21 protein-coding genes are annotated in these 26419 nt (G+C 66.4%); 6 read left to right on the top strand and 15 right to left on the bottom strand.

What is annotated here, in order from left to right; translation table 11 throughout:
• Positions 1-20: 20 nt before the first annotated feature.
• Positions 21-923, bottom strand: coding sequence for a LysR family transcriptional regulator (locus QFZ83_RS12700; RefSeq protein ID WP_307506801.1), 903 nt, complete (start codon positions 921-923; stop codon positions 21-23).
• A gap of 132 nt (positions 924-1055) precedes the next feature.
• On the opposite strand from QFZ83_RS12700, the gene QFZ83_RS12695 reads away from it, so the two are divergent.
• Both QFZ83_RS12695 and QFZ83_RS12690 read left to right on the top strand, forming a co-directional pair.
• Positions 1056-1922 carry a pirin family protein gene (locus tag QFZ83_RS12695; protein WP_307506798.1) on the top strand — a complete coding sequence of 289 codons (867 nt, stop codon included), beginning with the start codon at positions 1056-1058 and terminating at the stop codon, positions 1920-1922.
• A gap of 32 nt (positions 1923-1954) precedes the next feature.
• Complete coding sequence (locus QFZ83_RS12690) at positions 1955-2434, top strand: hypothetical protein (RefSeq protein WP_307506795.1); 480 nt, start codon at positions 1955-1957, stop codon at positions 2432-2434.
• An 84-nt stretch (positions 2435-2518) separates the two neighbouring features.
• Here the strand turns inward: QFZ83_RS12690 and QFZ83_RS12685 are convergent, their stop codons facing one another.
• Together QFZ83_RS12685 and QFZ83_RS12680 are read right to left on the bottom strand one after the other, a co-directional pair.
• Entirely contained in the window at positions 2519-3310 is a 792-nt protein-coding gene (locus QFZ83_RS12685) for an SDR family NAD(P)-dependent oxidoreductase (RefSeq protein ID WP_307506792.1), read from the bottom strand.
• A gap of 125 nt (positions 3311-3435) precedes the next feature.
• Positions 3436-4401, bottom strand: a complete 966-nt coding sequence (locus QFZ83_RS12680) for an alpha/beta fold hydrolase (RefSeq protein WP_307506789.1) — start codon at positions 4399-4401, stop codon at positions 3436-3438.
• Between the two features lie 120 nt (positions 4402-4521).
• Between QFZ83_RS12680 and QFZ83_RS12675 the strand changes: the two genes are divergently transcribed.
• Complete coding sequence (locus QFZ83_RS12675; protein WP_307506785.1) at positions 4522-5493, top strand: LysR family transcriptional regulator; 972 nt, start codon at positions 4522-4524, stop codon at positions 5491-5493.
• 53 nt (positions 5494-5546) lie between these two features.
• On the opposite strand, the gene QFZ83_RS12670 is transcribed toward QFZ83_RS12675, so the two are convergent.
• The 6 genes from QFZ83_RS12670 to tssJ form a co-directional block, all read right to left on the bottom strand.
• Positions 5547-7517, bottom strand: a complete 1971-nt coding sequence (locus QFZ83_RS12670; RefSeq protein ID WP_307506783.1) for a serine/threonine-protein kinase — start codon at positions 7515-7517, stop codon at positions 5547-5549.
• Between the two features lie 31 nt (positions 7518-7548).
• Positions 7549-8262, bottom strand: coding sequence for a type VI secretion system-associated protein TagF (gene tagF, locus QFZ83_RS12665; RefSeq protein WP_306879323.1), 714 nt, complete (start codon positions 8260-8262; stop codon positions 7549-7551).
• A 3-nt stretch (positions 8263-8265) separates the two neighbouring features.
• Entirely contained in the window at positions 8266-11901 is a 3636-nt protein-coding gene (tssM, locus tag QFZ83_RS12660; protein WP_307506780.1) for a type VI secretion system membrane subunit TssM, read from the bottom strand.
• Positions 11901-13259 carry a DotU family type VI secretion system protein gene (locus QFZ83_RS12655; protein ID WP_307506777.1) on the bottom strand — a complete coding sequence of 453 codons (1359 nt, stop codon included), beginning with the start codon at positions 13257-13259 and terminating at the stop codon, positions 11901-11903. Before QFZ83_RS12655 ends, tssM begins: the two co-directional genes overlap by 1 nt.
• An 8-nt stretch (positions 13260-13267) precedes the next feature.
• Entirely contained in the window at positions 13268-14563 is a 1296-nt protein-coding gene (gene tssK, locus QFZ83_RS12650) for a type VI secretion system baseplate subunit TssK (protein WP_306879692.1), read from the bottom strand.
• Between the two features lie 243 nt (positions 14564-14806).
• Positions 14807-15325 (bottom strand): type VI secretion system lipoprotein TssJ, encoded by a 519-nt coding sequence (tssJ, locus tag QFZ83_RS12645; RefSeq protein WP_013541337.1) that lies wholly within the window; start codon positions 15323-15325, stop codon positions 14807-14809.
• 254 nt (positions 15326-15579) lie between these two features.
• Here tssJ and QFZ83_RS12640 point away from each other — a divergent pair, with 254 nt between their 5' ends.
• The 3 genes from QFZ83_RS12640 to QFZ83_RS12630 are packed head-to-tail and all read left to right on the top strand — an operon-like array spanning position 15580 to position 18766.
• The gene (locus QFZ83_RS12640) at positions 15580-15879 is read left to right on the top strand and encodes a TssQ family T6SS-associated lipoprotein (protein WP_234975018.1); all 300 of its coding nucleotides are present in this window, start codon (positions 15580-15582) and stop codon (positions 15877-15879) included.
• A gap of 48 nt (positions 15880-15927) precedes the next feature.
• Positions 15928-17964, top strand: a complete 2037-nt coding sequence (gene tagH, locus QFZ83_RS12635) for a type VI secretion system-associated FHA domain protein TagH (protein WP_307506774.1) — start codon at positions 15928-15930, stop codon at positions 17962-17964.
• Positions 17957-18766 (top strand): PP2C family serine/threonine-protein phosphatase, encoded by an 810-nt coding sequence (locus tag QFZ83_RS12630; RefSeq protein WP_307506773.1) that lies wholly within the window; start codon positions 17957-17959, stop codon positions 18764-18766. The genes tagH and QFZ83_RS12630 overlap by 8 nt, the downstream gene beginning before the upstream one ends.
• A gap of 21 nt (positions 18767-18787) precedes the next feature.
• Here the strand turns inward: QFZ83_RS12630 and QFZ83_RS12625 are convergent, their stop codons facing one another.
• From QFZ83_RS12625 to QFZ83_RS12600, 6 genes are all read right to left on the bottom strand, one after another.
• On the bottom strand, positions 18788-19216 hold the full coding sequence (locus QFZ83_RS12625) for a DUF4150 domain-containing protein (RefSeq protein WP_307506771.1): 429 nt from the start codon (positions 19214-19216) through the stop codon (positions 18788-18790).
• Between the two features lie 9 nt (positions 19217-19225).
• The gene (locus QFZ83_RS12620) at positions 19226-19888 is read right to left on the bottom strand and encodes a DUF3540 domain-containing protein (protein WP_307506769.1); all 663 of its coding nucleotides are present in this window, start codon (positions 19886-19888) and stop codon (positions 19226-19228) included.
• 62 nt (positions 19889-19950) lie between these two features.
• Positions 19951-21000 carry a pentapeptide repeat-containing protein gene (locus QFZ83_RS12615; RefSeq protein ID WP_307506767.1) on the bottom strand — a complete coding sequence of 350 codons (1050 nt, stop codon included), beginning with the start codon at positions 20998-21000 and terminating at the stop codon, positions 19951-19953.
• A complete protein-coding gene (locus QFZ83_RS12610; RefSeq protein ID WP_307506764.1) occupies positions 20997-23549 on the bottom strand; it encodes a DUF2169 domain-containing protein in 2553 nt (850 codons plus the stop codon). The genes QFZ83_RS12615 and QFZ83_RS12610 overlap by 4 nt, the downstream gene beginning before the upstream one ends.
• Entirely contained in the window at positions 23546-24010 is a 465-nt protein-coding gene (locus QFZ83_RS12605) for a hypothetical protein (RefSeq protein WP_307506762.1), read from the bottom strand. Before QFZ83_RS12605 ends, QFZ83_RS12610 begins: the two co-directional genes overlap by 4 nt.
• A gap of 2 nt (positions 24011-24012) precedes the next feature.
• On the bottom strand, positions 24013-26406 hold the full coding sequence (locus tag QFZ83_RS12600) for a type VI secretion system Vgr family protein (RefSeq protein WP_307506760.1): 2394 nt from the start codon (positions 26404-26406) through the stop codon (positions 24013-24015).
• Positions 26407-26419 lie beyond the last annotated feature (13 nt).

Raw genomic sequence — 26419 nt, 5'->3', positions numbered from 1 at the left:
AGCCTGGTTGTCGAGATCGATCAGTCTTCGTCCAGTGCCTGGAACCGCTCCGCCAGAAAGTCCACCAGCGCCCGCACCGCCGGCAGCAGTCCGCGGCGCGAGGCAAACACCACGTGGATGATTTCGCGCTGCGGCGCCCAGCCCGGAATCACGCAGACCAGTTCGCCGCGCTCGATCTGCTCGCGCACCATCATCGAGGGCAACTGCGCCACGCCCACACCGGCAACGGCGGCCGCGCGCAGAGCCAGCATGCCGCGCGTGATGAGGCGCGGCTGGTGGCGGATGGCCGCCTGCGTGCCGTCGGGGCCGATCAGGTTCCACACGTGCTCGTGCGCCGGCAGGCCCAGGTCCATGCTCGGCAGGCCCGCCAGATCGGCGGGCACCTCGGGGACACCGTTCGCCAGCAGGCGCGGGCTGGCCACGAGGCATTGCCCACGCTCGGCGAGCACGCGCATCACGAGGTCGCTGTCCTCGATGGGCGGCGGGCGCACGCGGATGGCCACGTCGATGCCCTCGCCCACCACGTCCACGCGGCGGTTCGTTTCTTCCAGGTGAATCTCCACGCGCGGATTCGCGACCATGAACGCCGCCAGCATGTCGGCGATGCGCGCATCGAGCAGCGCCACCGGGCAGGTCATGCGCACGATGCCGCAGGGCTCGGCGTGGGTCAGCGCGATGGCTTCGTCGGCGGCATCGGCCTCCACCAGCATCGCCTTGCAGTGGCCGTAGTAGGTCTGGCCGGTCTCGGTGACGGCGAAGCGCCGCGTGGAGCGCTGGATCAGGCGCGTGCCCAGGCGCTCTTCCAGTAGCGCAATGCGCCGGCTCAGCTTGGATTTGGGCATGCCCAGCGCGCGCCCGGCCGGCGCGAAGCCGCGATGGTCCACCACTTGCACGAAGTAGTAGAGGTCGTTCAGGTCTTTCATGTCAAACCGCCCTCATCGTTCCTTGAATAGGACTCTGATGGCGAATAGTGCCCACTACTGCCTTCATCGTTCGGCCCATATTCTCTATCCATCGGCCAGGAGCTTCCTTCTGGCGACGCAAAGGAGATGAACATGAAGAAAGTCCTCGGTGTCTACAGCGCTCCCCGTCCGCACTGGGTAGGCGACGGTTTTCCGGTGCGCTCGCTGTTCGGCTACGACGGCCTCGGCAAGCACCTGAGCCCGTTCCTGCTGCTGGACCACGCGACGCCGACGTCCTTCGAGCCGACGGTGCGCCCGCGCGGCGTCGGCCAGCATCCGCACCGCGGTTTCGAGACCGTGACCATCGTCTACCAGGGCGAGGTGGAACATAAGGATTCCACCGGTGCGGGCGGGCTGATCGGCCCCGGCGACGTGCAGTGGATGACCGCCGGCGGCGGCATCCTGCACGAGGAGTTCCACTCGCGGGGCTTCACCGAACGTGGCGGCACGATCGAGATGGTGCAGCTCTGGGTGAACCTGCCCGCGAAGGACAAGATGGCCGACCCGGGCTACCAGACCCTGCTGAATGCGCAGATCCCGTCGGTCGACCTGCCCGAAGGCGCAGGCCGGGTGCGCGTGATCGCCGGGGAATTCGACGGGCATCGCGGCCCGGCGCAAACCTTCACCGCGATGGACGTGTGGGACCTGCGCATCGGCCAGGGCGGCATCGGCCGGTTCGACGCGAAGGAAGGCCATACGCTGGCGCTGGTCGTCCTGCACGGCACGGTGCTGGTCAACGGCACGACCGTTGCGCGCGAAGGGCAACTGGTGCACCTGGACCGCGCCGGCAGCGGCGTGGAGATCGAGGCCAACAGCGATGCGACCGTGCTGTGGCTGTCGGGCGAGCCGATCGACGAGCCCGTGGTGGGGTATGGCCCGTTCGTGATGAACAGCGAGGCCGAGATCCGCCAGGCCGTGGCTGACTTCAACAGCGGCCGCTTCGGGCGGATGGCTGCCTGAGCGTTCAGAGGCCTCCTGCAGCGGAGGCCTCCTTGTTTGCTCAGCACATGACGTTGTCCAGCGCCAACCCACTCCGGATCAGACCGGTATCGGGCGAAGTGCGTCGGCCCAAGCACCCGCGACGAGAAACGAATCGATCGGGTTCGATCCACCTTGTCGCCTGCCGGACCGAGCTTGCGCATTCAGACTTCGTTCAGGCCCGCGCTGCACATTTCGGCGCTATGACTTTGAAGAGCGGCAAGCGCACCGGCGTCACAGGCATCCTTGAAGTGGTGCCCAACAAGGGCCCGGGTCCCGAGAACCAGTTCATCCAGTTGCGCCCGACACTGCACGGACGGGAGGCGGATGTGTTGAAGGCGGTCACCGACCTGCCAGTGGAAATTCGCACGCCCAAGGCCGCGGCCAGCGAACTCGTCCGCAGGGGAATCGACATTCCCTACTCGACGCTTGGATCGATCCTCCGGCGACTCGAGCGTAAAGGCGCACTGCACCTGGGGCGCGTCAAGTCTTGAGCCGTTGTGCCGCCTGCTGCCGCCATTGACGCGGTCAACAGGGTCGCGCTGAAACGAAGTTAGGGATGCAGCGAGCCACGCTCCTCAAAAGGCGCTCTTGACGACACCGCCGTCGACGCGCAGGGCCGCACCGGTGGTCGCCGAGGCGAGCGGACTTGCCACGTAGGCCACGAGCGAGGCCACCTCCTGCGGCGAGGCGAAGCGCTTGATCAGCGAGGTCGGGCGCACGTGGTCGAAGAACTCCGCCTCGACCTGCTCGAAGCTCTTGTCGCTCGAGCGCGCCATGCCTTCCACGAAGTCGCCGACGCCGCGCGATTTTGTCGGTCCTGGAAGGACGCTGTTCACCGTGATGTTCGTGCCGGCGAGCGATTCCGCAAGACCGCGCGACACCGCCAGCTGCGCGGTCTTCGTCATGCCGTAGTGGATCATCTCGGTGGGTATCTGCACCGCGCTTTCGCTCGAGATGAAGATGATCCGGCCCCAGTTCGCCTGCTTCATCTGCGGCAGCACGAGGCGCGAAAGGCGAACGCCGCTCAGCACGTTGACGTCGAAGAAGCGCTGCCAGTCTTCATCGGGGATGTCTTCGAAGGCCTTGGCCTCGAAGATGCCCAGGTTGTTCACGAGGATGCCGATGTCGGAGTGACGACGCACGGCTTCCTCCGCGACGTCCGCCCGGCTGAGATCCCCGGCATAGCCGAGCACCGTGCCTTGCGTTTCCGAGCGGATGCGGTCCACCGCCTCATCGACCGCCGCCTGCGATCTGCCGTTCACGATCACGCTTGCGCCCTCCTCGGCCAGCGTGCGCGCAATCGCATAGCCGATGCCGGCGGTGCTTCCGCTCACCAGGGCGAGCTTTCCATCGAGTTGCAGATCCATCTTGGTTCTCCTGGGTTGGTTCGACGTTCATGTTCGCTGAGTTCTGCTGCGCGTGCCGCCCGCGGGGTGGCAAGCCCCCTTGCCGTCCTGGGGCCCATGTCATGCATGTGGCGCAAGCCTTCCCGCTAGCCCAGGAAGTTGACCAAGGCCGGAATGACCTGCTCTGGTGCCTCTTCCATCAACCAGTGGCCGGAGCCTTTGACGATCACGCCCTGCACTTGGGGCGCGACCATCTTTCCCTGCTCGATCAGGAAGGCCCCGCCGGCCTTTTCACCGGAGAGCACCAGCATCGGCATGGGCAGCGGCGTCTTCCCCAGTTCGGCGAACTCGGCCGCATCCTGCTCGAAGGCCTTGAAATATTCGAACCCCGCACGCATGCCGCCGGGTTGCGCGTAGGCCCTGGCGTAGAACTGGCGGTCGGCTTCGGGCACCGAGTGCTTCGGGTCGGCCGCGAAGTCGTTCCAGAAGTGCTCGAAATAGATGCGCTCGCGCCCTTTCACGAGCGCCAGCGGCGTCGCACCATGGAAATGGAAATGCCACAGATCGCGCAGCAGCCAGACGTTCTGCCATGCACCGATGCCGGGCAGGAAGGCGTCCATGAGCACCACCTTGTCGGTCTCCGAAGGAAACTGCGCGGCATACGCGTAGGCCACCATCAGGCCGATGTCGTGGCCGACGATGCTGACGCTGCGAATGCCCAGCGACCGCACAAGCTCGTGGATGTCGACGGCCATGTTCTTCTTGCCATAGCCCGTCTCGGGCTTCGACGAATTACCGGCACCTCGGAGGTCGGGCACGACCACGGTGTGTGTTTTCGCCAGCAACGGCATGAGCGGGTTCCACATGTGCCCGGTCTCGGCATAGCCGTGCAGCAGCACGACGGTCGGCCCGCTGCCGCCGATGCGGTAGTGGATGCGGGTGCCGTTGACGTCCGCGCTGCCCGAGCGGAAGCCCGGCACGGCGTCGGCGGCGGGGGCCGCGTGTGCGGTGCCCCCGATGGTCAGGGCGGCGCCCACGGCGACGGCACCGCCGAGCAAGGCGCGGCGGGTCGATGTGGAGGGGGCGGCGGGGGTCAAATCGGTGTCGGTCATGTTGAACTTCCTTTCTGTCGGTTGCTGGGATGAGCTGAATTTATGGTTCAGCTTCACTTCCAGAAAGAGGCCAAAAGTGGTTTACTCATTCAGCTTTTATGAATGATTGGAAGTGGTGCCATGGACCGATTGCGTGCCTACGAGGTATTCGTCACCGTGGTGGCGCGAGGCAGTTTCACCAAGGCGGCCGACGCGCTGGACACCTCGCCGGCCAACGTGACGCGCTACGTCAACGAGCTGGAAGCGCACTTGCGTACGCGGCTCATCAACCGGACATCGCGCCGCCTGTCGCTCACCGAAGGCGGCGAAGCATTGTTCGACCGCGCAAAATCGATCCTTGAAGAAGTCGCGGAGACCGAGGCGCTGGCGACCACCGCCTCCCTCCAGCCGCGGGGGCGCCTGCGCATCAACGCGCCACTGAGTTTCGGCAGCCTCGTGCTGGCGCCGCTGTGGCCGAAGTTCATGGCGAGGTACCCCGATGTCGAACTCGACATCGCGCTCATCGACCGCGTGGTCGACATCGTCGAAGAGGGCTACGACCTGGCCATCCGCATTTCTCGGACCTCGTCGGGCAACCATATCGCGCGCCGGCTGGGCCGTTCGCAGAACCTGGTCTGCGCCTCGCCGGACTACCTTTCAAGCCATGGCATGCCCCAAGTGCCGACAGACCTGTCGCGCCACTTGTGCCTCGGCTACACATACGGTGCGACCTCCGACGAGTGGCAGTTCGCCGGCCCCGGCGGGTCGCTGGAATCCGTGCGCGTGCGCTGGGCCCTTCGCGCCAACAACGGCGAAACCGCCCGCGCCGCGGCGCTCGCAGGTGCCGGCGTCATCTGGCAGCCGAGCTTCGTGATCGGAGAGGATGTGCGCACCGGACGGTTGGTCGAGGTCATGCCCGGTTATCACATGCCGCCCGTCGACATCCTGGCGATCTACGCAAGCCGCCGGCATCTCAGCGCGAAGGTGCGGGTGATGGTCGACTTTCTGGTCGAGGCATTTCAAGACGCGCCGCTTGTCGAAGGAGTGGCGGCAGCGGCAGATGGCAGTCTGAATCACCCGGGGTTTCTAGACACCTCCGAGCTTCGAACCTGAGGCCCGATAAGAAGTGCCATCCCGATCCGTCGAAGAGACGGACCGGATTTCGCCTACTTGAACTCGTGCGCCACCACAGGCACCGACCGGCTGTCCTGCACGGTCACGCGCTGGCGGTACACCTCGAGGTCCCCGTTGCGCACCTCGATGTTGTAGACCCCCGGTCGCAGGGGCAGCGTCTTGAGCGGCGGGCTCACGCCGCGGTCCGCGCCATCGACGAACACCTGGCCCCACGGCCGGATGTTGAACTGCACGCGCCCCATGCCCGGTGCGGCCACCGCCGACGGCACAGAGGGCACGGACGGCGCGCCGGAGTTCGCCGAAAGCCGATTCAGCTCCGCGATCGCGTTGCGCGCGTCTCTTGCGTGCGGGCCGCGCCGATAACGGCGCAGATAGGCCTCGTAGCCTTCCCGCGAATTTTCGGCCTGGGCAAGGTTCCAGTCCTCGGCTTCAGTGAGCGCCTGCGGGAGAACCGGCGACGTCGCCCCGGCCTGTGCCTCGGCCGAAGGTGTTGTGACCGGCACGTTCTCGAGCGGCGTCAGCGGTCCTTGCGACGACGGCGCGCTCGCAGGAACTGCAGGAGCCGCGGCGGTGCCGTCCGAAATCACCGTCGCACCGCCGGCTGACGGCGTGCCGTCGGTGGCCGAAGGCCCGGCAGCGGGTGCACTGGTGCCGGGTGCGGGCATGGCGACCGGCGGCGCGGCGCGATCGGACATCGGCGGCGCGGGCGGCGGCATCGGCACCATGGCCGTCGTCGTGTCCGGCTTGCCCGAGGTCACGCGCAGGCCGATCCAGGCACCCACGGCGACGAGTGCGATCAGCAACCCGCCCAACAAGCCCCAGCGCGCAAGCGCCGGTGTCTTCTTCTGCGCGACAGGCTTGCTGCCACTCCCGTTCGACGCGGCTCTCGGCGGCGGTGCAGGAGGCTGGGTCTGCACCGGCTCGGCCACTGCAGGCGCAGCGACGGCGGTTGCTTCCAGCGGCGTCGGCATTGGCGACAGCGGCGGAGGTGGCGGCGTGGCCGGCACGGGCGCGGACGGAATGATCACCGTCGGCGCGGCCATCGTGTTCACATAGATATCGCCCAGCTTCACCAGCCCCAACTCGGCCGCGAACACGGCAACGGTCTGCGTGCGGTCCTTGCTGTGCACGGCCAGCGTGTGATCGACCGCGGCGCAGAAGCCGGGGCTCAGGTCGCTGCGGCCCATGGACGACAGCGGCACGTAAGCGTCCTGCACGCTGCGCACCACGGCCGATGGCGGCGGGTGGCCGGTAACCGCCCGGTACAGCACTGCGCCCAATGCATACATATCGGTCCACGCACCCTGCCGCAGCGTGTTGTCGTCGGCGTACTGCTCGATGGGCGAGTAGCCCGACTTCACCATCACCGCCACTTCGTCGACGAGGTCGGCAATCGACTTGCGCGCCGCGCCGAAGTCGAGCAGCACCGGCAGGTCATCGTGCTGGATGAAGATGTTGTCGGGCGCGATGTCGCGGTGAAAGCACTGGTTGCGGTGCAGCGTCTCCAGCGCGCCGAGCAGCGGGCCGAGCATGCCCAGCAGCCACGGCTCGGTGATCTTCGCGGGCTCGTCCTCGGCCAGGCGGCGCAGCGTGCGGCCCTTGTAGAGCTGGATCGCCATGTAGGCGGTGGAATTCGACTCCCAGAAGCGATGCACCCGCACCAGCGCCGGATGACTGAACTGCGCGAGCGTGCGCGCCTCGTTGATGAAGCTGCGAAGGCCCGCCTGGAAGGTGGCGGTGAGCCGCTCGGAGCGCACGTGCACGCTGTTGTCGCCCACGCGGCGCGCGAGCATGGAGGGCATGTACTCCTTGATCGCGACCTCGCGCTGCAGCGAATGGTCGTAGGCGCGGTAGACGATGCCGAAGCCGCCTTCGCCGATCACCTCCAGCAGCTCGAACTCGTCCAGCCGGTGGCCCACGCCCAGCGGGTGCGGTTTCTCCGCGTCCTGCGCGTCGGACGGCGGACTGTCGCCGTTGCCGATGCTGCTGTCGTTCGTCGTCATTCATCTCCTCCTGTCGCGGGGGGCCGGTTTTTCATGCCCATGGCACGTGCCCCTGCGAAAACAATTTCGAGAACAGCGGTGTGTTGAGGCCGCCGCCATGGGCAGCGGTGCGCAACGGTGAGCCGTCGGCCTGGTTGGTCCACCAGTAGCTGGTGCTGCCGAAGGCGTCGAAGCACAGTGGAAGCTCGGGCCAGCCCAGGCGTTGTTGGGCGCTCGCGCCAGCGGCTGTAGGCCCGAGGATCGAAAGAATGTCGTCCGAGCCACCGCTGGCCGTGCGAAAGCCCGCGCGCGCAGCGGCAAGGAGCTGGCCGTCGAACTGGTCTGGCGCCACGCCGTGGCGAATGGCCTGCAGCAACGCGGTGCCGCACTGCCAGTACCACGCGGCCGAGCCTTCGAGCACGGCGGGGCGGTAGTTCGACGCGGACACCTGCAGCGTCACGCACACGGGGTAGTAGCGGCCCACGCGGTCGCAGCTAGGGGCAATGCAGCCGAACTGCACCGCGTCCACGCCATGGGTCGCGGGGATGGCGAAGTTCCAGACCGGGGCCACCGCGTAGTGGCGCGTCATGGCGTCGGGCCAGCGCTTGAAGCTTGCGAGGCCGTTCTGCATCCAGCGGTCCCACCAGGCCTGCAGCTCGCGCGGCATGCGGCGGTAGAGAAAGTCGCCGGCGGCTGGCAGCTTGCCGTACCAGCCGATCTGCTCGTCGACGGGGACCCAGGCCTGCGGGGGAAGGCTGCTGTTCATGTCCTATGACTTCCCGGGGCACGAGAACCCGCTCATCTGGTTGAGCCGCAGCGGGTTGTAGACGCTGTTGGCCGTCACCGCCAACACCACCTTCTTGCCCTGCAGGTCGAAGGTCGCGTTGAACGACTCGGGCGAACGCCCGGCCGAGATCGATGCCTTGTCGAAGAGACGGTGCAGCGCCCACGGCCCTTCGGTCACGATGCCGCCGGCCGGCGTGCCGTTGGCGGTCGTCACCTGCAGGCGCACCTGGTTGCTGTTGCGCGGGCCCGGCCACTTGACGGTGCTCGGCGCCTGCGGGCCGTGTGCATAGCGCACCGTCTGCCCGTCGATGTCGAGCGTGAACTGCGTGATGGCGGCGTCCATGTCTTCGGGCCTGAGGTCGATGGTGAACGACGGCGTGCGGCTGCCCGCCATGCCGGTGAAGAACACGTCGCGGATCGCCTGCGCCTTCTGAAACGAATCGAGGTACGCCGAGCGCCCCGCGGCGCTGCCGTCGACACCGCGCTTGAAGGTCCACGGATTGACCGAAGTGTCGACCTGCGAGGCGAGGTTCTTCTGGAAGAAGTCGTCCATCATCCCGCCCGGTGCGAAGAGTTGCGCGAAGTCGCCGGCCGCCACGTCGCGCGGCGAGCCGCGGGAGAACGGGTAGCGCCCCGCAATCGCCTGGTTGCAGAACTGCCCGATGGTCGCCGCCGCGTTCTGCCCGATGTTCTGCCGCGTCACCGCCGCCGCCTTCGACGACGCGGTCGCCGACAGGTCGTTCAGCATCCCCTGGAACGGCACCGGCAGCCGGCCCGCCTCGGCCTGCACCTTGGTGACGGCATCGCTCGACGGCGGAATGTTGCCGCTGCGCAGCGCCGTGTCGGTGGCGGTGAGGAAGGTGTAGAGCTCGTTGATGAGCGCCGCCGTGGCATCCAGCGGCGTCTGCCCGCCCGCCTTGGGCGCGGTCACCATCCGGCGCAACGGCTCGAAGTGGTTGTCCACCAGCGACTCGGGGCGGTCGGGCGCGGCGTTGCGGCGCTGGCTGCCGTCGGGCTGGCCGATGAGCTGTTCGATGCGCTCGCGGGTGCTGGCCACCCGGTTCTGCGCCTGGTCGAGCAGGCTGCGCGCGGCCTCGTCGTGGTTGCGCAGCAGATCGGTTTCGCGCGCGGCGCCGCGGATGAGCCGCGACATCGGCGATTCGCCGGTCGAGAGCACGCGCGTCATCTGAATGCTCTGCAGAAGCGATTTGCTTTCGGCCAATCGCACGTCGGCCAGGTACTCGTCCCACACGCGGATGTAGTCGGTGAGGTAGAGCCGCCGCACTTCGCGCAGCAGCAGCTCGCGCGAGGTGATGTCCGTCATGCCGGGCGCACGGATCTGCAGCACCCAACGGTCTTCCTGTTCGAGCGCGAGCGTGGTCTCGGCCATTCGCTTGTCGAAGATGTCCCAATAGCCGCGGTAGGTGAAGAGCGTGGGGATGCCGTCGGTCAGCGGTTTGCCGCTCGCGCGCCGGATCACCAGCGCCGACTCGGCCCCCGCCATCTCGGCGATGGTGAAGGCATTGGGCGGGCTGGTCTGCAGCAGGATGCGGCGCAGCCGCGCATACGAGCGCTGCGCGAGCGGCACGCCGGCCAGGCGCTCGCGCGTCTGCGTGATGAGCTTGTCGTCCTTGGCGAACGGCGATGTCACCACGCGCCCCGCGAACAACGCCTTCAGGTGCGACTCGAGGTTGGTGCGCTGCTCGCGCGTGAGCGAAGCGCCGATCTTGCGGTCCACGTCGGTGAGCAGCCATGCCTGCAGGAAATCGGCGTCGTAGCGCTCGGCGTCGTACAGCATGAGGTAGGCCTTGAGCGCCTCGTAGCTGTACTCGGCATCGATCTTCGCGGCATCGCGCAGCGACTGCTCGATGCGCTGCGCCGCCTGCGGCAGCAGCACGCTCTCCAGCGCGCGCTGGTAGACGCCATCGGTCGCGGCCTGCAGCTTCTCGCCCTGGTAGAGGCCGAAGCGGTAGGACACCGGCGGATCGCCGATGTCGAAGCGGCCCGACTTGGGCAGGTCGCGCAGGCGGTCCAGGATCAACAGCGAGCTCGCGAGGTCGCCGCTCGCATCGACCACCGTCGGCAACTCGCCGCGCGCCGCGGCCTTGTTGAAGGCCTTGGCGTTGTTGTCGACCTCGGCCACGTAGTCCTTGTTGTTGCGCCAACTGTTCACGCAGGCGCCCAGCAGCACCACGAGCAGCACGCCGATGAGGCTGTAGCCCGCGATGTCGATGGCGCGGCGGCGCCGGTACCAGCGCAGGTTGGTGCCGGCCACGCCCGCGTCGCGGAAGATCACTTGCTGCAGCAGTTCCTTCAGGAAGTAGCTCTTGCCCGGACCCGGCGGCGGCGCGGGCGGCGCATTGACCTGCAGGTAGCGCTTGATCGCGCCCATCACGCGGTCGAAGGCCGTGCCCTCCTGCGTGCCGCTCGTGAAGTACACGCCGCGCAGCATCGACGCGGCCTCGAACTTCGACGGGTTGAACACGTCGGCCAGGAAGGTGCCCAGGATGTCCTCGAAGCTCGCGAACTGCTGCGGCAGCAGGTAGGCCTGCGCGCGTCGCATCTGGTCGGGCTCGGCGGCCATCAGCTCCGGCAGGCGCTCGTCCAGGCGCTGGTGCAGCAGCTTGTATTCCTGGTGAAAGCGCTCGCGAAGATCGGCCTTCGCGGCGTCCGCGGGGTTGGCCTCGATGGGAAAGGTAAAGCCCCACACCTGCGCGCGCTCGGCGCGGCCCAGCGAGCCGAAGTACTCGTTGAAGCCGGCCAAGAGGTCGGTCTTGGTGACCAGCACATAGACCGGAAAGTCGATGCCCAGGTCGTTGCGCAGTTCCAGCAGGCGCTTGCGCAGCGCCATGGCGTGGCGTGCGCGCTGCGCGTCGTCGGCCAGCGGCAGGTCGGCGATGCTGATGGTGAGGATCGCGCCGTTGATCGGCTGGCGCGGGCGGAATTTCTTGAGCAGGTCGAGAAAGCCCTTCCACTCGCCCTCGTCGGTTTCGCGGTTGCTCTCGTGCGTGGTGTAGCGGCCCGCGGTGTCGATCAGCACCGCCTCGTTGGTGAACCACCAGTCGCAGTTGCGCGTGCCGCCGATGCCGCGCACCGCGGCCTTGCCGAGCTGGTCGGCCAGCGGAAAGTCCAGGTCGGAGTTGACCAGCGCCGTGGTCTTGCCCGAGCCCGGTGCGCCGATGAAGATGTACCAGGGCAGCTGGTACAGGTACTGCCGGTCGAACACCGAGAAGCGGCTCGCGGGCTTGCCGTCGGCGCCCTGCCCGAAGCGCATGTTCTTCAGGATCGCGGTGGCGTCGGTGAAGCCGCTCTGCAGCTCCTTGATCTCGGGCGCGTCTTCGGGCCTGGCCTCTTTTTCCTTCTTCGAAGGCACGCGCAGCTGGTTGAGCAGTTGCGCATTGAGCCGGCGCTCGCGCCACTTGCGATAGGCCAGCCGAACGATCCAGATCGCGAACATCAGCGCGATGACGGCGATGCGGACGAACTCGCCTTCCAGCGGCCGGTAGCGGCCCACGGCGATGACGGGGCCGATGACCCAGATCAGGAAGGCCACGGCCAGCAGGCCGAGAAAAATCCACAGGTCGCGGCCGATGAGAAAACGGAAGATGGAACGCAGCATCAGCGGGTTCCCCCTTGCTGCGCCGACGGCGTCACGGGCGCGACCAGCAGCGTGACCTCGACGCGGCGGTTGCGCGCGCGGTTGGCCGGCGAATCGTTGGGCGCGAGCGGATCGGCATCGCCGCGGCCCTCGGCACGCAGGCGTTCAGGCCGCGTGATGCGCAAGGCCAGCATCTTCTTGACGGAATCGGCGCGCGCCTGCGAGAGCTGCCAGTTGGAGGGAAAGCGCACGCTGCGGATCGGCTGGTCGTCGCTGAAGCCGCTGACCAGCACGTTGCCCTCCACGGAATTGAGCGCATCGGCCACGCGGCTGAGCACCGGCACATAGCGGTCGAGCACGCGGTCGGAGCCGGAGGCGAAGAGCCCGTCGCCGCGCAGCACGACCACGCTGCGGTCGGCCTCGTCGCGCACCGTCAGCAGGCCTTCGCGGATCTCGGGTTCGAGAAAGCGCTGCAGGCGCGGCTGCGGCGCGGGCATGACGACCGCGCGCGCCGTCTGCGGCAGCCGCACCGCATTGACGGCCGCGAACGCACCATCGGAGTTGCCCGCGAGGTTGAAGGTGAGCACTGCGAAGGTCAGCACCAGCAGCACCGCCGCCACGGCGCCCACCGCCCACACCGGCAGCCAGTTGCGTGTGCGGCGCACCGGCGCGGTCGCGTCCTGCCAGTGCGGCGACAGCGGCTGCGCGATTTCGCCGCGCGTCTGGCGAATGATCTGCAGCAGGCGCTGCTTCAGGGTTTCGAGCTGCGTGCGGCCGTTGTCGATGACGCGAAAGCGCCCTTCGAAACCCATGGCCAGGCAGAAGTAGATGAGTTCGATCAGGTGCAGGTGCTGCTGCGGGTTCTGCACCAGGCGGGAGAGCAGCTGGAAGAATTTCTCGCCGCCCCAGGTCTCGTTGTGGAACATCACCAAAAGGCTCTGCGACGACCAGATGCTGCCGCCCCACGGCGTGAGCGCCGCGGCCTCGTCCACCGCAGTGCAGAGGCAATAGCGCGCGCCGATGATCACCTCGGGCGAGATGCCGCTTTGCTGCGCGCGGGTCTCGAAGCGACGCACTTCGTCCACGAGGTTCTCGCGCAATTGCGCCGGTGCATCGTGGTGGCCCGTCGCGCGGATCTGCGGGATCAGGTCGAGCAGCGGGTTGGCGGCCGCCACCAGCGGGTTGTTGCCTGCGAGCGCGGTGTCGCCCGCGTGCGGGCGCCGTGCGTCGTGCCATGCGGTGAAGGATTCGGGTTGCTGGCCCAGCCCGCGCGGCGATGCCGGCATGCCGCCCGCGTCGCCGTTGCCGCCATTGCCGCCGCCGGGGTTCGGCGGCACGAAGCCTCCCGGACCGACGGCCATGTCGTTGACACCGTTCATAGGCTCCCTCACGGACGGATGGCCCAGAACTCCATGGCCAGACCCGGAAAGTCACCGGCCAGGTGCATGGCGACGCCGCCGGATTTTTCGAGCTGGCGCCACATGTCGCCGCTCTTGTCGAGCTCGAAGTAGTGGTAGCCCGCGTTGTAGGGAATCTGTCGCGGCGCCACCGGCAGCGGCCGCACCGTGACGCCCGGCAGCTGCAGTTGCACGAGATCGCGGATGCGCTCGACCGAACCGATCTTGACCTGCGTGGGAAAGCGCTGCTGGATCGCCTCGGCCGGCAGGTCCGCATGCACCGCGAGCACGAAGCCCGCGTTGCGCACCAGCACCGGGTCGGGCATGCGGCCCACGCGAACGCCGTGGCTGCGCTCCTCCAGTTCGATGGCGATCGCGCTCTGCTCGAGCACGGCCGAGAGCGATCGGCGCAGCTCTTCCATCAGAGGACGAATGCTCTCGTTGAGGTTGTCGTGGTCGTACACCGGCCACAGCACCGGACGCCGCGTGGGCGATGTGTGCGTGGCAAGGTGGCAGGCCAGCTTGAGCCAGTCGATGAACAGCTGCTCGGGGTGCACCTGCACCGCCTGTTGCGCGTGCCAGGTGGTCGCGAGGTAGCGGTTGACCAGCTCGAGCAGGAGGAAATCGGAGACCTCGCTCACACCGCCGCGGCCCGGCTGCGAGAGCCGCGAGGCCAACGCCTCGGAGCGTTGCGTGAGCAGGCCGTGCAGCTCCGCGATCATGCTGCGCAGCATTGCATGGGCCGATGCATCGAGCACCGGCGGGATGTAGTTGGCATCGACCACCAGCTTGTGGTCGGTGCGCCGCTCGATCACGCGCACCGCGCCGATGGCCTGCCACTCCGCGGTGAGCGACGAGGCGCGCGCAAGGCGAAGGCGCGGCGCCGCGAGCTGCAGCACCGCCGGACCGAGGGCCACCGCGTTGCCGTCGGCCACCTCGCGCTCGATCACGCCGAAGCGCGCGGCAGAGCCCTCGTCTTCGGCAAAGATGACCTCCTCGCTGCCGGGCCTGCGCAGCGGCAGTGCGAGCACGATGAGTTCATCGGTCAGATCGTTGGGCACTTCGTAGGGCGGCGGCGCGTCTTCGATGCCGAAGGAAAACGGCGTGCCATCGGGCAGCACGCCGGCGCCACCGAGCAGCGACACGCGCCCGAGCGCATAGGCGTCGCGATCGATGTCCAGATGCAGCCAACCCCAGTACGCGCCCTGCAGGCCGGCGGCGCGACGCGTGACGTATTGCTCGACGTAGCGCTCCAATTGCTGGAAATGCTGGGGCCGCAGGTACATGCCTTCGGACCACACCACGCGGTTCGCCAATGCCTGCGGATGGGCGCCCGATCTTGCGGAGCCCGAGTTGCGAACTGTCACCAAAGAACCTCCTGGGAGTGCTCACACGGAAGCGGGAGATGCGCTCTGATGACGGCCTCCCGATCGATCGTTCTGCGCTTGATGCTACACGCCGCTTGTTGCGTTTTGCACCGGATTTTGCGCACTGGTTTTTCGCACTTTCGCACTAACTTCTCGACGTTTTTAACGACTTGGTAGTAACTCGATGCCTGTCTTTCGGATGGCAATGCGCACGGCTTGTTCGCTTGGCGAAAACTGCCAGACCTTGTACAGATTGGTTTGCTTGGGCTCCTTGAGCGGCAACACGATGCGCCACCGCGCAGCTTCGAGCTTGCGGTAGCCCGCGATGATGCCGATGGAGCGCGAGTCGAGCCCTGCTTCTCGCTTGAAGACACGCTCTTCGCCGCTTCGCATGATGGCCTGGTCCGCATTGACGAGCTCTGTCGACAGCGTCTCGCGGTCGCGGTCCTGGAGCGCGAAATAGTCTGCGGTCTCGAAGTTACCGGAAGATTTCAGTTCGAAGACCTTCACGAGAATCGGCGCTGCCTGGCCGCGCCCGTCGGGGTTCACGCCGTCGTCGATGCGGATGGTGACCGCATAGGGCGTGGGCAACGACTTGGCCGTCGATGCGCATCCACTGACGAGGCCCGCAAACAACGGTGTGGTTGCAAGTGCGCCTTGAAGCAAGGTTCGTCGCTGCATGAGATCTCCCTCAGAGGTTCGCGGCCTATATTATCGAAATCGTGTACCCGGACGACGACGCATCGTGTGCCATCGTGTGCTTGTGTCGCAACCTGGCGGCATACTGTTTCGAGCATTGCCATTCATTGCCTTTCGCGAGGTAGGAGAGAAGATTGAAGTCATGTCTGCCTGCTCTGGCTTTCACGCTTTTTCTGGTATCCGGTTGTCAGACCGCGCCCGAGCCGCCACCGCAACCCGAACGCCTGAGCCAGAAGGTGGCACGCGACACGCTCGAGCGCGCGCAGCAGGCCTATGACGAAGGCGACTACGCCAAGGCCATCTCCACGCTCAAGAGCGGCGGCGTGTCGGTGTTCGATGGCGCCGAGCCCGCCACGCGCCAGAGCGCGATGAAGCTGGAGGCCTTCAGCTATTGCGTGAACAACCAGATCCCGGAATGCCGCACGCAATTCCGCAAGGTCCTCGATGCATTCCCGAGCTTCGATCTGACCGTCGCGGAGCGCAAGCACCCGGTGTGGGGCCCCGCCTTCGAGGCCGCCAAACGAATGAAGCGCTGACCATCGCGGTCACCGCCGACCGACGCCCGAGATGAACAGGAAGACGCCATGCGCTGGACCGTGATCGAACATGCCGGCAGGCCGGTGACAACAGGCGCCTCGGCGCTGCTTGCAGCACCCGGAGGCACCATCGGACGCAGCCCCGACAACCACCTCGTGCTGCCCGACGAGCAGCGGCAGATCTCGCGCCTGCAGGCCACCGTGCGCTTCGACCAGGAGGGCGCTGTGGTGCTGCGCAACATGAGCGCGGTACTGCCCATCAGCGTGAACGGACGCACGCTGCAGCATGAGGAAGAGTCGCGCATCGCGGACGGGGACCGCGTGGTCATCGGGAGCTATGTGCTGGAGGCTGCGAGCGCCCAGCGTGCGACGAACGTTCCCGTGAGGCCGCCCTCGCCACCGCCGATCGATGTGCCGGCGACGCTGCTTCCGACTGCGGTGCAGGCAATGCCGGCGAGTTCGTTGGATGCACTGCCGCAAGAGGCGCCGGTGTCCGACGTGTTCTCGGACCTCTTCGGCGCGGGCGCCTTGCCCATCGGCGACGCGCCGCAGACGACCGTGGCGATGCCTGCGCCCGCATCTGCTTCTGTCTCTGCAGCGACTCCCCTGCCCGCGCCGGCGCCGGCCTTTGCACCACAGCCCCGGGAACAGTTCGCAGCGCCTGCGGTCACGGCAGCACCAGCACCAGCACCAGCACCAGCACCAGCACCAGCACCATCGCCGTTCGCGAGGACGGCTGCGCCCACAACATCGCAGATTCCATCCGCCGCCGATTGGGACGCCATCCTCGCAAACGCGCCTCGCCGCGTCGACAGCGCGCCGGCGCCGATGCCCGACCCCTTGGTGCACGAGCCTTTCGAGCTGCCGTCGCAGGCGCGAAGAAACCCCGTCGATCCGCTCGCCGAACTGAACCCGGGGGCAGCGAACGACATGTCCGACATCGCGCTCAAGCGCGGCATGGATCCGCTCTCGTTCTTCGCGGCCGACAGCAATGCACCCTCGCCCCTCGCCGATCCGCGCCCCACGGCACTCACCCATGAAGACCCGCTCAGCGACAGGCACCCGGCCCTCGACCTGCTGGGCAAGCCGCCTGCTGCGCAGGGGTTCAACCACTCGAACCATGCGCGCGAAGTGGGGGCGCAATTCAGGCCGCCGAGTCCGGTGGCATTCGATACGCCCGAGGTGAAGCCGGTGAATGCGCAGGTGAGCGCGTTACCCGAACCACTACCGCCGTCGCCTCCTCCTCCTCCGCCGCCGCCTCCTCAAGCAACATCGGCACCCACGCCGATTGCGGAGCCGGAAGCCCCCGCCGCCGCGCTACCGATCACGGCCGCACCCGCGGAGGTCGTTCCGCCAGTCGAGGTCGTGTCATCGGAACCGGTCGAAGCCGAAGAGGCCCCGGCACCCACTGCGCTTTCGCCTTCGCCTCCCGCCGTGGCCGCAGCGCTCCCGCCCGCCACGGCGCTGTCATCACCCGCGTCTTCCGACGAACTCTTCAAGGCCTTTCTCGAAGGCGCCGGCGTGCCCGATGTCGCCGGCCAGCAGCCGCTCGATGCGGAAGCCATGCGCCACCTCGGCCGGCTGATGCGCGCGTTCACCGACGGCACCATCGAGCTCTTGTCATCGCGCGCGATGCTCAAGCGCGAGGTACGCGCCGAGATCACGATGATCGTGGACGAAGAGAACAACCCCTTCAAGATCCTGCCCAACGGCCGCGCGGTGCTGATGCAGATGTTCGGCGCGCGCATGCCCGGTTTTCTCACACCCGAAGCCGCAGTGCACGATGCGCTCGGCGACCTGCAATCGCACCAGCTGGGCATGGTGGCCGGCATGCGCGCGGCGCTGCTCACCGTGCTGCAGCGCTTCGACCCCGCGACGCTGAGCCGCACCACACCGCACGACGGCAGCCTCGGCGAAAAGATGCTGCCCGGCGGGCGCGAGGCGCGCCTGTGGCGCCAGCTGCGGCAACTGCATGCGGAAACGGCCGCGGCCGTCGAAGACGATTTCCAGGCCGTCTTCGGCCGCGCTTTCCAGCAGGCCTACGACCGGGAGATGGAACGCCTGAAGGAAGCCCGCCGTGCTTGACGCCACCCGCGCCGCTTTCGCGGTTCCCATCTCGACCTCGCAGTTCTCCTGCGTGGGCGAGCGCTCCGGCAACCAGGACGCCATCGGCTACCACCTCGATGAGCACAACGCATGCTTCGTCGTGAGCGACGGCGTCGGCGGCCACGCGGGCGGCGAACTGGCCGCGCGCATCGCGGTGGACACCGCGCTCAACACTTTCGTGGGCCGTCCTTCTGTCGCGGCCGACGACATCCGCCATGCGGTGAAGGCGGCCAACGACGCCATCCTGGCAAGACAGCGCGAACTCGCCGACCAGAGCCGCATGAGCGCGACCATCGTCTCGCTGTTCGTGGACCGTGCAAGCGGCCACGCTTCCTGGGCCCACGTGGGCGACAGCCGCCTCTACTGGTTCCGCCGTGGCGCGTTGATGCAGCGCACCGAAGACCACAGCCTGTCGGCGCGCTCGGGCGAAGCCGCGGCCGGCAGCGGCGCCAACGGTGGCGAGCGCCTGGTCAAGACGAACCTGCTGTACCGCGCGCTCGGTGCGCGCGCAACGGCCGAGACCACGGTGTCGGCATCGCAGCAACTGGCCGATGGCGATGCGTTCCTGCTGTGCACCGACGGGCTCTGGCAATTGATCTCGCAGCAGGTGATGGAACGCTCGCTGCAACTGGCCGACAGCGCGGAAGAATGGCTCGCACTGCTGCGCCGCGCGGCCGAGGCGAAGGCCGACAAGTCGCGGGACAACTACTCGGCGTTGGCGGTGTGGGTGGGGTTTCCGCAGCAGGTGACGCTGGCGGGGACGGTCCGATCCGCGTCGTGACGCCGCCGCCCACCCCGCACTTCAGAACTTGAAGTTGAAAAACTTGAAGTGAATGCCGGGTATGCACTCAAACCCGACGATGTTCATGCGGTTCTGAATCGCGAGGCTGGTCAATCGCGTGGCCGGGCCGCCCCGCAACAGCAAAGTGAAGGAACCCGTGATGTGCCGTTGCATCTGCATGAACACTTGCGAGATGACGCCGCCAAGAACCCCGGGCTGATCGAGCAGCGTGATGGGCGTCTTGGCAAAGAGGTTGTGCATCGGCCCCCCGAGCAGCAGGATGTGCCAGCACGCCGGGATGGTCATCGGCCGCAGGCCGAGGTTGAAGAAGGGGAATGGGAACGGCATCTTGCAGACGTCCGGGAAGGCCAGTGCGCCGCCCATCCATTGGTGTGTAGCTAGCATTTTTTTCTCCTTGGGATTGTTGTGGGTTGATGGTGGGATGGGCACGTGCCTGCTTCAGCCCATGTGAATCTGTCCGGCGTCGACCTTCATCAGTTCCTTGCCCGTGATCACCACGTGCTTGCCGTGCACGATGGCCGTCTCCTGGGCACGCAGGTCGAGATGGCCGACGCGCACCTGGTCGACGCCGTCGACAAAACGCAGTGCGTTGCGCGCGATCTGCATCACGCGCTCGGCCACCGACTCGAACACCTGACCGACCAGGCGCATCCGGCCGACCGTGGCATCGAGTGCCTGTCCGGCGTAGCGCATCTCACGCACGTCGCACTGCGCCTGTTGCGCGTCGAGCGTCCATTGCGCACCCTGCATCGCCAGCGTCGCCGCGCTGTGAAGTCGAAGGTCTGCGGCGCTTTCGATCGAGATGGCCCCCGCAGGCGCCGCCAGACGCAGATCGCCGGGGGCGTCGATACGGCTCACCGACGCATCGGCCTGCTCGATGACGGCAAGAAGGTAGACCCGCCGGTAGTCCGGCCCGGACAGCAACACCGTGTCGCCCGGCTGCGGCTGCAGCAGGCAGCTGGCCGCACGGCGGCAGTGCCAGGTGGCACCGTCTTCGGTGTGCACCTCGAACAGCCCGTCGGCATCGACGGACACCAGTTGGCCCAGGTGCTGGACCGGACCGGACACATCGACCGGTGTGCGCAGTGGAACGACTGTCATGGTGAATCTCCTTGTCTGATCTGCGGGATGACCTGCGATGCGGCGGATTCCTGCATTCGCCATCACTGAACCTTGGACCACGTCTGCGCCTTGTGCAGTTCGGGGTCGCTCTCGATGAGGCCCTTGCGCCTCGAAAACCGTGCACCGTCCTCCACCGTGCGATGCACGCGCGTGCGCAGGAACTGCGCGTCGCGCAAATCGGCATCGACGAGCTCGGCATAGGAAAAGTCGGCGTCGTGCAAGCTGGCACCTCGGAAGCTGGCGCCCTTGCAGCGCGCCCGATGGAACACGCTCTCGTGGATGTGGGCCTCGCTGAGGTCCGCCCCTTCGAGGCGGGCCTCCACCCAGATGGCGCGATCGAAGCGCCCGCGCTGCAGGTTGGCACCGCTCAGGTCAGCCAGCGGAAACAGCGCGTTGGGCGCGTCCGCCTGCTCGAAGTTGGCCTGGCGCAAAGAGGCGCCCTTGAAGATGCACTGCACCATGCTGGCGTTGCCGAAATCGACGTGGTCCATACGGCTGTCGGTGAATACGCAGCGCAAGAACCGCTGCGCGGGAAAGCCCTGCTTCGTCAGGTCGCACTCGATGAAAAGCGTGGTGTCGAAGCTCGCACCCGTGAACACCGCCGTGGTCAGGTCCTGCCGATGGAAGGTGACCGAATGCAGCGCGGAACCCGAGAAGTCGATCCCCTCCAGACCGCACTCCGTGAAGGAGACCTGCTTGAAATGGTCCGACCGCATGCGGCTTTGCGTGAGCTCGCAGCGAAAGAACAGCGCGCGGTCGACATGGACATCCAGGAAACTCGTCTGCGGCAACGCCGATTCCGAGAAATTGGTGCCTTCGCACCGCGCACCGTCCAGCGTCGCCTGCGGCAGCTGGCAGCTGAAGAACTGCACGTTGTCGAGCGTGCTGCGCGAGAGGTCGCAGCCGTCCAGGCGGCAGCGCGTCAGCACGCTGCCCTCCAGGTTGGCGCCGGTGAAACGCGCACCGCTGAAGTCGATGTGGTCGAGCATCGCACCGGACAGGTCCAGACCGCTCATGTCCCACCCCCGGCAGTCGGCGGTGCGGACCTGAATGCCATGACGGATGTGGTCGAGCAGTTCATCGCGGGTCATGCGGTCGGCGCCTCGGGTCGGCGCGCTGGCCACACCTTGGCATGCTTGGTGTAGGTGCCGTCCATGCGCGTAGCGGGGTCGAACAGCACCTGCGACACGTCGGCGCGGAACAGGTTGGCGCGCGTCAGGTCGGCGCCGCGCAGGTCGGCCTTGGCGAGGTTCGCATCGATCAGGTTGGCCTCGCGCAGCGACGCACCCGAAAAATTGGTGCGAATGAACAGGCTGTCGCCGCCCACTATGCGATCCAGCCGCGCATGGCTCAGGTCGCACTCGGACAGGTCACTGTTGTCGATGCGCGCATCGCTCAGGTCGGCCTGCATCATCGGCGTGGTCCGCAGGCCGCACTCCTTGAGAAAGGCCGACTTGAAACGGGCCTGTACGAGCGTGCAGCCGTGCGCGAAGCCGCTGCCTTCGAGATGCGCATTCGTGAAATCGACGCCGCCCGAACAGTCGGCCGTGACGAAGCCACAACGCTCCAGGCGCGCCCCCACGAAAGACACGTTCTGCAAGCGGCATTCGGCCCAGGTCACCTGGTCGAAGCTCGCGCCCTCGAAGCGCAGATCGTTCAGCGTCAGGCGCAGCACGATCATCTGCTGCCAGTGCGAACGGCTGAGGTCGCAGCGCTGCAGCGTCGCCTCGCCGAGCTGCGTCAGTTCGAAGCGCGTGCCCACCATGCGGCATCCGTCGAAGCGTGTCCGAGTGCAGTTGGCTTCGCGCAGTTCGGCCTCGTCGAAGACGGTCTGCTCGCAGCGGGCGCTGCCCAGGTTGGTCTTGACGAGCTTTGCCCGCACCATCGAGGCTTGGCTCAGGTCGGCCCGCACCAGCACGGCCTGGGAGAAGTCGCAGTCGTCGAGCTGAGCGCCGCGCAGGTTCGTGTCCTGCAGCACGGCGTCCACGAAGCGTGCGCCGCGCAGGTCCATGCCGGACAGGTCGACGCCTGTGAGATTGAGCCGCGAGAAGTCGCGCTGCGCCGGGCTCACAGCTTCGAGCCGCCGGCGCCATTTGGCGGAGCGGAACGACGGCGCCGGTGGCCGGGGACTCGACAGGTGGGCCGAATACAAGCTGGCCTGCTGCCTCAACGCGGACGCAGTGTCGGAAGGCGGCGGCACGGGCAGCACCAGCGCATCGTCCGTCGCGTCGCCGTCGCCTTCGTCTTGCTCTGCGCGGGGCGGCTCGCCACCCAACGCATCGAGGTCGAACACACCGGAAGAGTCCGCCTGCTTGGCGAAGGCCTCCATTTGCGCCTTGGCGTCGCGGCCCTGCGCCTCCATCCGCTCCAGGTGGTCGACGAGGTCATCGACGTGCGGCGGCGTTTCCGGCGGCGCCAGCGGGGGCAGGTACACCTCCGGGTCCAGGCCGCGTGCGCGCAGTTCCTCGCGCCGCCGCTCGTGGTCGCGCTGCTGCCCCGCACGCAGGTTGCGCACGAGCGGCTCGTTGACCGATGCCGGGAAGGTGTCGGCCCAGTCGCTCAGCACTTCCTTGGGTGCCAGGTCCTTGTCGCGCATCGCGTGCAGGCCGCCGCGTTCGGGCTCCGAGCGCAGCTTGAGCACCGACTCGTAGTGCGCCAGGGTGCGCGGCGTGTCGTCCATGCGCTCCAGCGCCGCCATGCCCAATGGCACGTCGGCCGCGTCGTCCTGCGTGACCGGAAAAACGCCGTGCCAGATGAGCACCATGCGTTCGAGATGGGGAAAGAACCAGACCGTGCTCAGGCGCAGCGGCACCTCGCGCAGTTCGGGGCCACTGGGCGTGTGCTGCACGAAGCAGCGGGCCTGCCAGCGCGGCAGCTGCCCGCGCAGCACCGGAATGTCCGGATGCATGTTCCAGAGTTCGTAGGCCGCGCCCGTGGGCACCTCCTGCAGCCCTTCCCAACGCTGGTCGGCAGGTGCTGCATTGAAGTGGCGCCAGTCGGCGTCCTTGGCCAAGCCAGGGTAGTCGTTCTCCAGCCACGCCTGGCCGTACTGCGTGCCCATCAGCGACGCGCGCTGCGGCCAGTCGGGCGGGATCGCGCCGAAGCCCGCAGGCGGGACGGCCTGCCTCGGCGACACGGGCTGGCGGCCCGGCGTCTCGATGTGCGCGAGCCGCGTGGCGCGCACGCCGTTGATCAACTCCTCGACCGTGCCCATGCCCAGGGGGTTTTCCGGCACACCGGGGCCGCCGTAGGCGTGCCGCCAATCGAGCGGCATCTTCTCGAAAGGCTGCGGCGGCGTGGCCCGGCGGTCAAGCCAGTAGCGGTCGCCGTGGACCGTGAGGGTTTTCTGCAGCCCGGCGATCTGCAGCTTCACCGCGCAGCTGGTCTTGTCCTGCTGGTGGCTCGTGTACGCGTAGCCGCTGACCAGCACCTCGGGCACCAGCTTCGGCACGCCGAGGTCGAGCACGGCGCCGGGGCCGATGAGTTCGGCCGTGCTTTTCCAAAGCTCCTGTTCCAGCACCAGGTGCGGGTTGTCACCCAGGGTGCTCATGGCCATCACCGCGACCCCGAGGTGGTCGCTGCGCTGCCAGCGGTACGGATGCGTAAGCATGCTCAGGTGGATCGGTTTTACGGTCCTCAAGCGGCGGCTCCTTCGTCGGCAAGCGGATCGGGCTGGCTCACCCAGGCGACTTCCTTGCCGCCGCGGCTGCCGCGGTGCAGCAGCACCTTGCGGCCGCGCGCGTAGCCCGCCATGTCGATCAGGTCGACCGCTTGCGTCACCTTTACAAGGCCACGCTCGCCGCTTGGCGTCTCGAACTCCACGACGAGTCGAATGACGTATTGGTTTAACACCATCGAATTGTCGGAATGGGCTTCAACAACGCGCCCCATCAAAGTGATATGACTTACCGGTTTGCGAGATGTCCAGATATGCATCCAAAAGCACAACACCATGACCAACACAATTCCGCCAGCCAACATCCCTCCGAGCGCAACATAAGCTCCAGTCGCAGTGATGACATTAGAGACATACAGGATCCCACCCAACAAAAAGCCTGCCAGGCAAGCGACACCGATTATCGACACGAACCCGATACTCATCATTACCAATAGGTATGCAACTGAGCTGTTTTATTGCGCCACACTGCGAGACCGCAAGCAATTAAATCGAGATTTATATTGAGCCCCGACATATTGAGCTTGAAGTCTTTGACATCCACAATATTCACGCCGACATTCAGTGCATTTAATGCAAAAGTCATGGCCAAGGGCGTACGCATGACAAAATGACCGTCTGCGTAAGTGTGAATTGTGGGTGCTTGCGACTCGATGGTGTTCTTCGCCTTGGTATACGCGGAGTTTCCGGCTTCCGTATGAATATCCCCGTCGTACTTGTTCGTATGGTTTTCCGTCGAATGCAGAAGGATGTTCGCGGCATCAACCTTGAAAAGATGACCCAACGCGTTGATTTCCGTATTACCACCGGCCGAACTATCTAGGTAGATTTTTCCTCCGGAACTATCAACGGTGAAGTCGCCACCCTGATTGTTGTGCTTGATACCGCCGCCAGAAGAAGTATTGAAAATACTCCCTCCAGAATAAAGAATTGTCTCTGCAGTAACGACCGTATTGCTGATTCCACCGATTTGATAGTCTTCTCGCCCGGTCACTTCAACCCATTTTTCTTTTGATTTCTCCGTGTAGGTCGCGCTGATTTTTGTCGTCTGTGGGCCGGTAATCGTTTCTTTGAGCTCAACTTTGATATTGCGCTCTTCACCGCTGTCCACTGAATCCACCCGCTTGCCGGTGATGTGAATCGTCTGATCACCATCCACGGTGATTTCCTGCGGGCCACCATTTACCGTCAGCGTGTGAGGGCCATTTACCGTTTCGTCGAGCGATGTATTGGTCGTGTAGGTATCCGCACCTTCAATGGTTGTCGTGCGAGTTCCGCCCACGGTGTGCGTCTCGTCCGCTTCGACAGAGATGCCGAAGTCCTTTTGCGCATGAATCTTGATCGACTCGTTGCTCGGATCGTCATCGATCACGAAGTGGTTGGCCAACTCGCCATCGCCCTTCACCGTGCGGCTGATGAACCCGCTGACCGTCGCCTTGGCCGGCAGCTCGAGCGGCGGCATCTGGTCGGCGTTGTAGACGCGGCCGATGATGATCGGCCGGTCGGGGCAACCGGCGATGAAATCGACGATGACCTCCTGCCCCACGCGCGGATGGTTCACGGCGCCGAAGTTGGAGCCCGCCCACGCGCTCGACACGCGCACCCAGCAGGAGCTGTCTTCGTTGCGCTGCCCATAGCGGTCCCAGCGGAACTGCACTTTCACCCGCCCGTACTTGTCGATCCAGATGTCTTCGCCCGGAGGGCCGACGACCGTGGCGGTCTGCGGACCGTGCGTGGTCGGCATCCGCGTGACGCGCGGTGCACGGAACGGGAACGACGTGGGCTGCACGCCGAAATTGAAGCTGTACAAGCCTTGCTCCGCGCCGGTCGCGTAGCCGCCTTCGCGCAGGTTGTACGTGACCGAGACGATCAGGTATTCCTTGTTGTCCTCGTCGCGAGGCGCGTTCTGCATCTTGAAGCAGTAGCCGGGGGCCATGCCGCGCACATTGCAATGGCCGGTGTCGACTTCGGCCTGCGCCTGCGCCTCCTCCAGGCGGATGCGCGCGTAATGCTCGCCCTGCCCGGCATCGCTGTAGCCGCCGAGCCACTCGTACATCTCGTACTGGCCGTGGTCGTTGCCCCGCGGCTGGCTACGGGTGTTGAGCAGGTCGGCCTTGGGCTTCTTGAAGTCGAAGTCGTCGACCACGAAGGTGCCCGGGCGGATCTCTTCCGTCACCTCCCACTGGTCGATCACCTCGCGACCCGGCTCTCCCGGCCGGTCGGTGGCCAGGTAGCCGATGCGCGGATAGCCCGGCAGCGTCTCGTGCGCGCCCATGTCGTCGGCGAGCACCAGGATGTGCTGGTTCTTCTCGTGCTTGAAGTAGTAGTAGATGCCTTCGTGCTCCATGAGCCGGCTCACGAATGCGAAGTCGGTCTCCTGGTATTGCACGGAGTAGTCGCGCTGGCGGTAGCTGGCGCTGAGCTTCTTCTCGAAGGCGAATCCGTACTCGCCCAAGACCTCGTCCAGGATGTCGACGACCGATTTGTTCTGGAAGATCTTGCAGTCGCTGGTGCGCGTGAGATACCAGAGCCATGGCTGCACGAGCGCGCGGTACACCACGTAGCGCGACGAACTCTCCTCGCGGCCGATCATGGTGAAGCGCGTGATCTGGCCGTTGAGGTAGCGCGGCGTGCCGTTGACGGTGACGATCTCCAGCGTGAGCGGCTTGCCGAGCACGGCCTTCATGTCGACCGAGGTGTTCGGGCTAAGCAGATCGACCTCGAACTCGAACAGCTGCGAGAGCCCCTCGTTGCCGTGCATCGAGCGGAACAGCAGCTGGTCCTCTCCAAGCGGTGTGTGGGCTTTGACGACTCTGGCCATGGGGCGCTCCCTT

This window comes from Variovorax sp. W1I1 (assembly GCF_030815625.1).
In the GTDB taxonomy this organism is placed as follows: Bacteria; Pseudomonadota; Gammaproteobacteria; order Burkholderiales; family Burkholderiaceae_C; genus Variovorax; species Variovorax paradoxus_C.
Note: the sequence above shows the minus strand (reverse complement) of the source record. Positions and strands in the feature narration are given on the sequence as shown.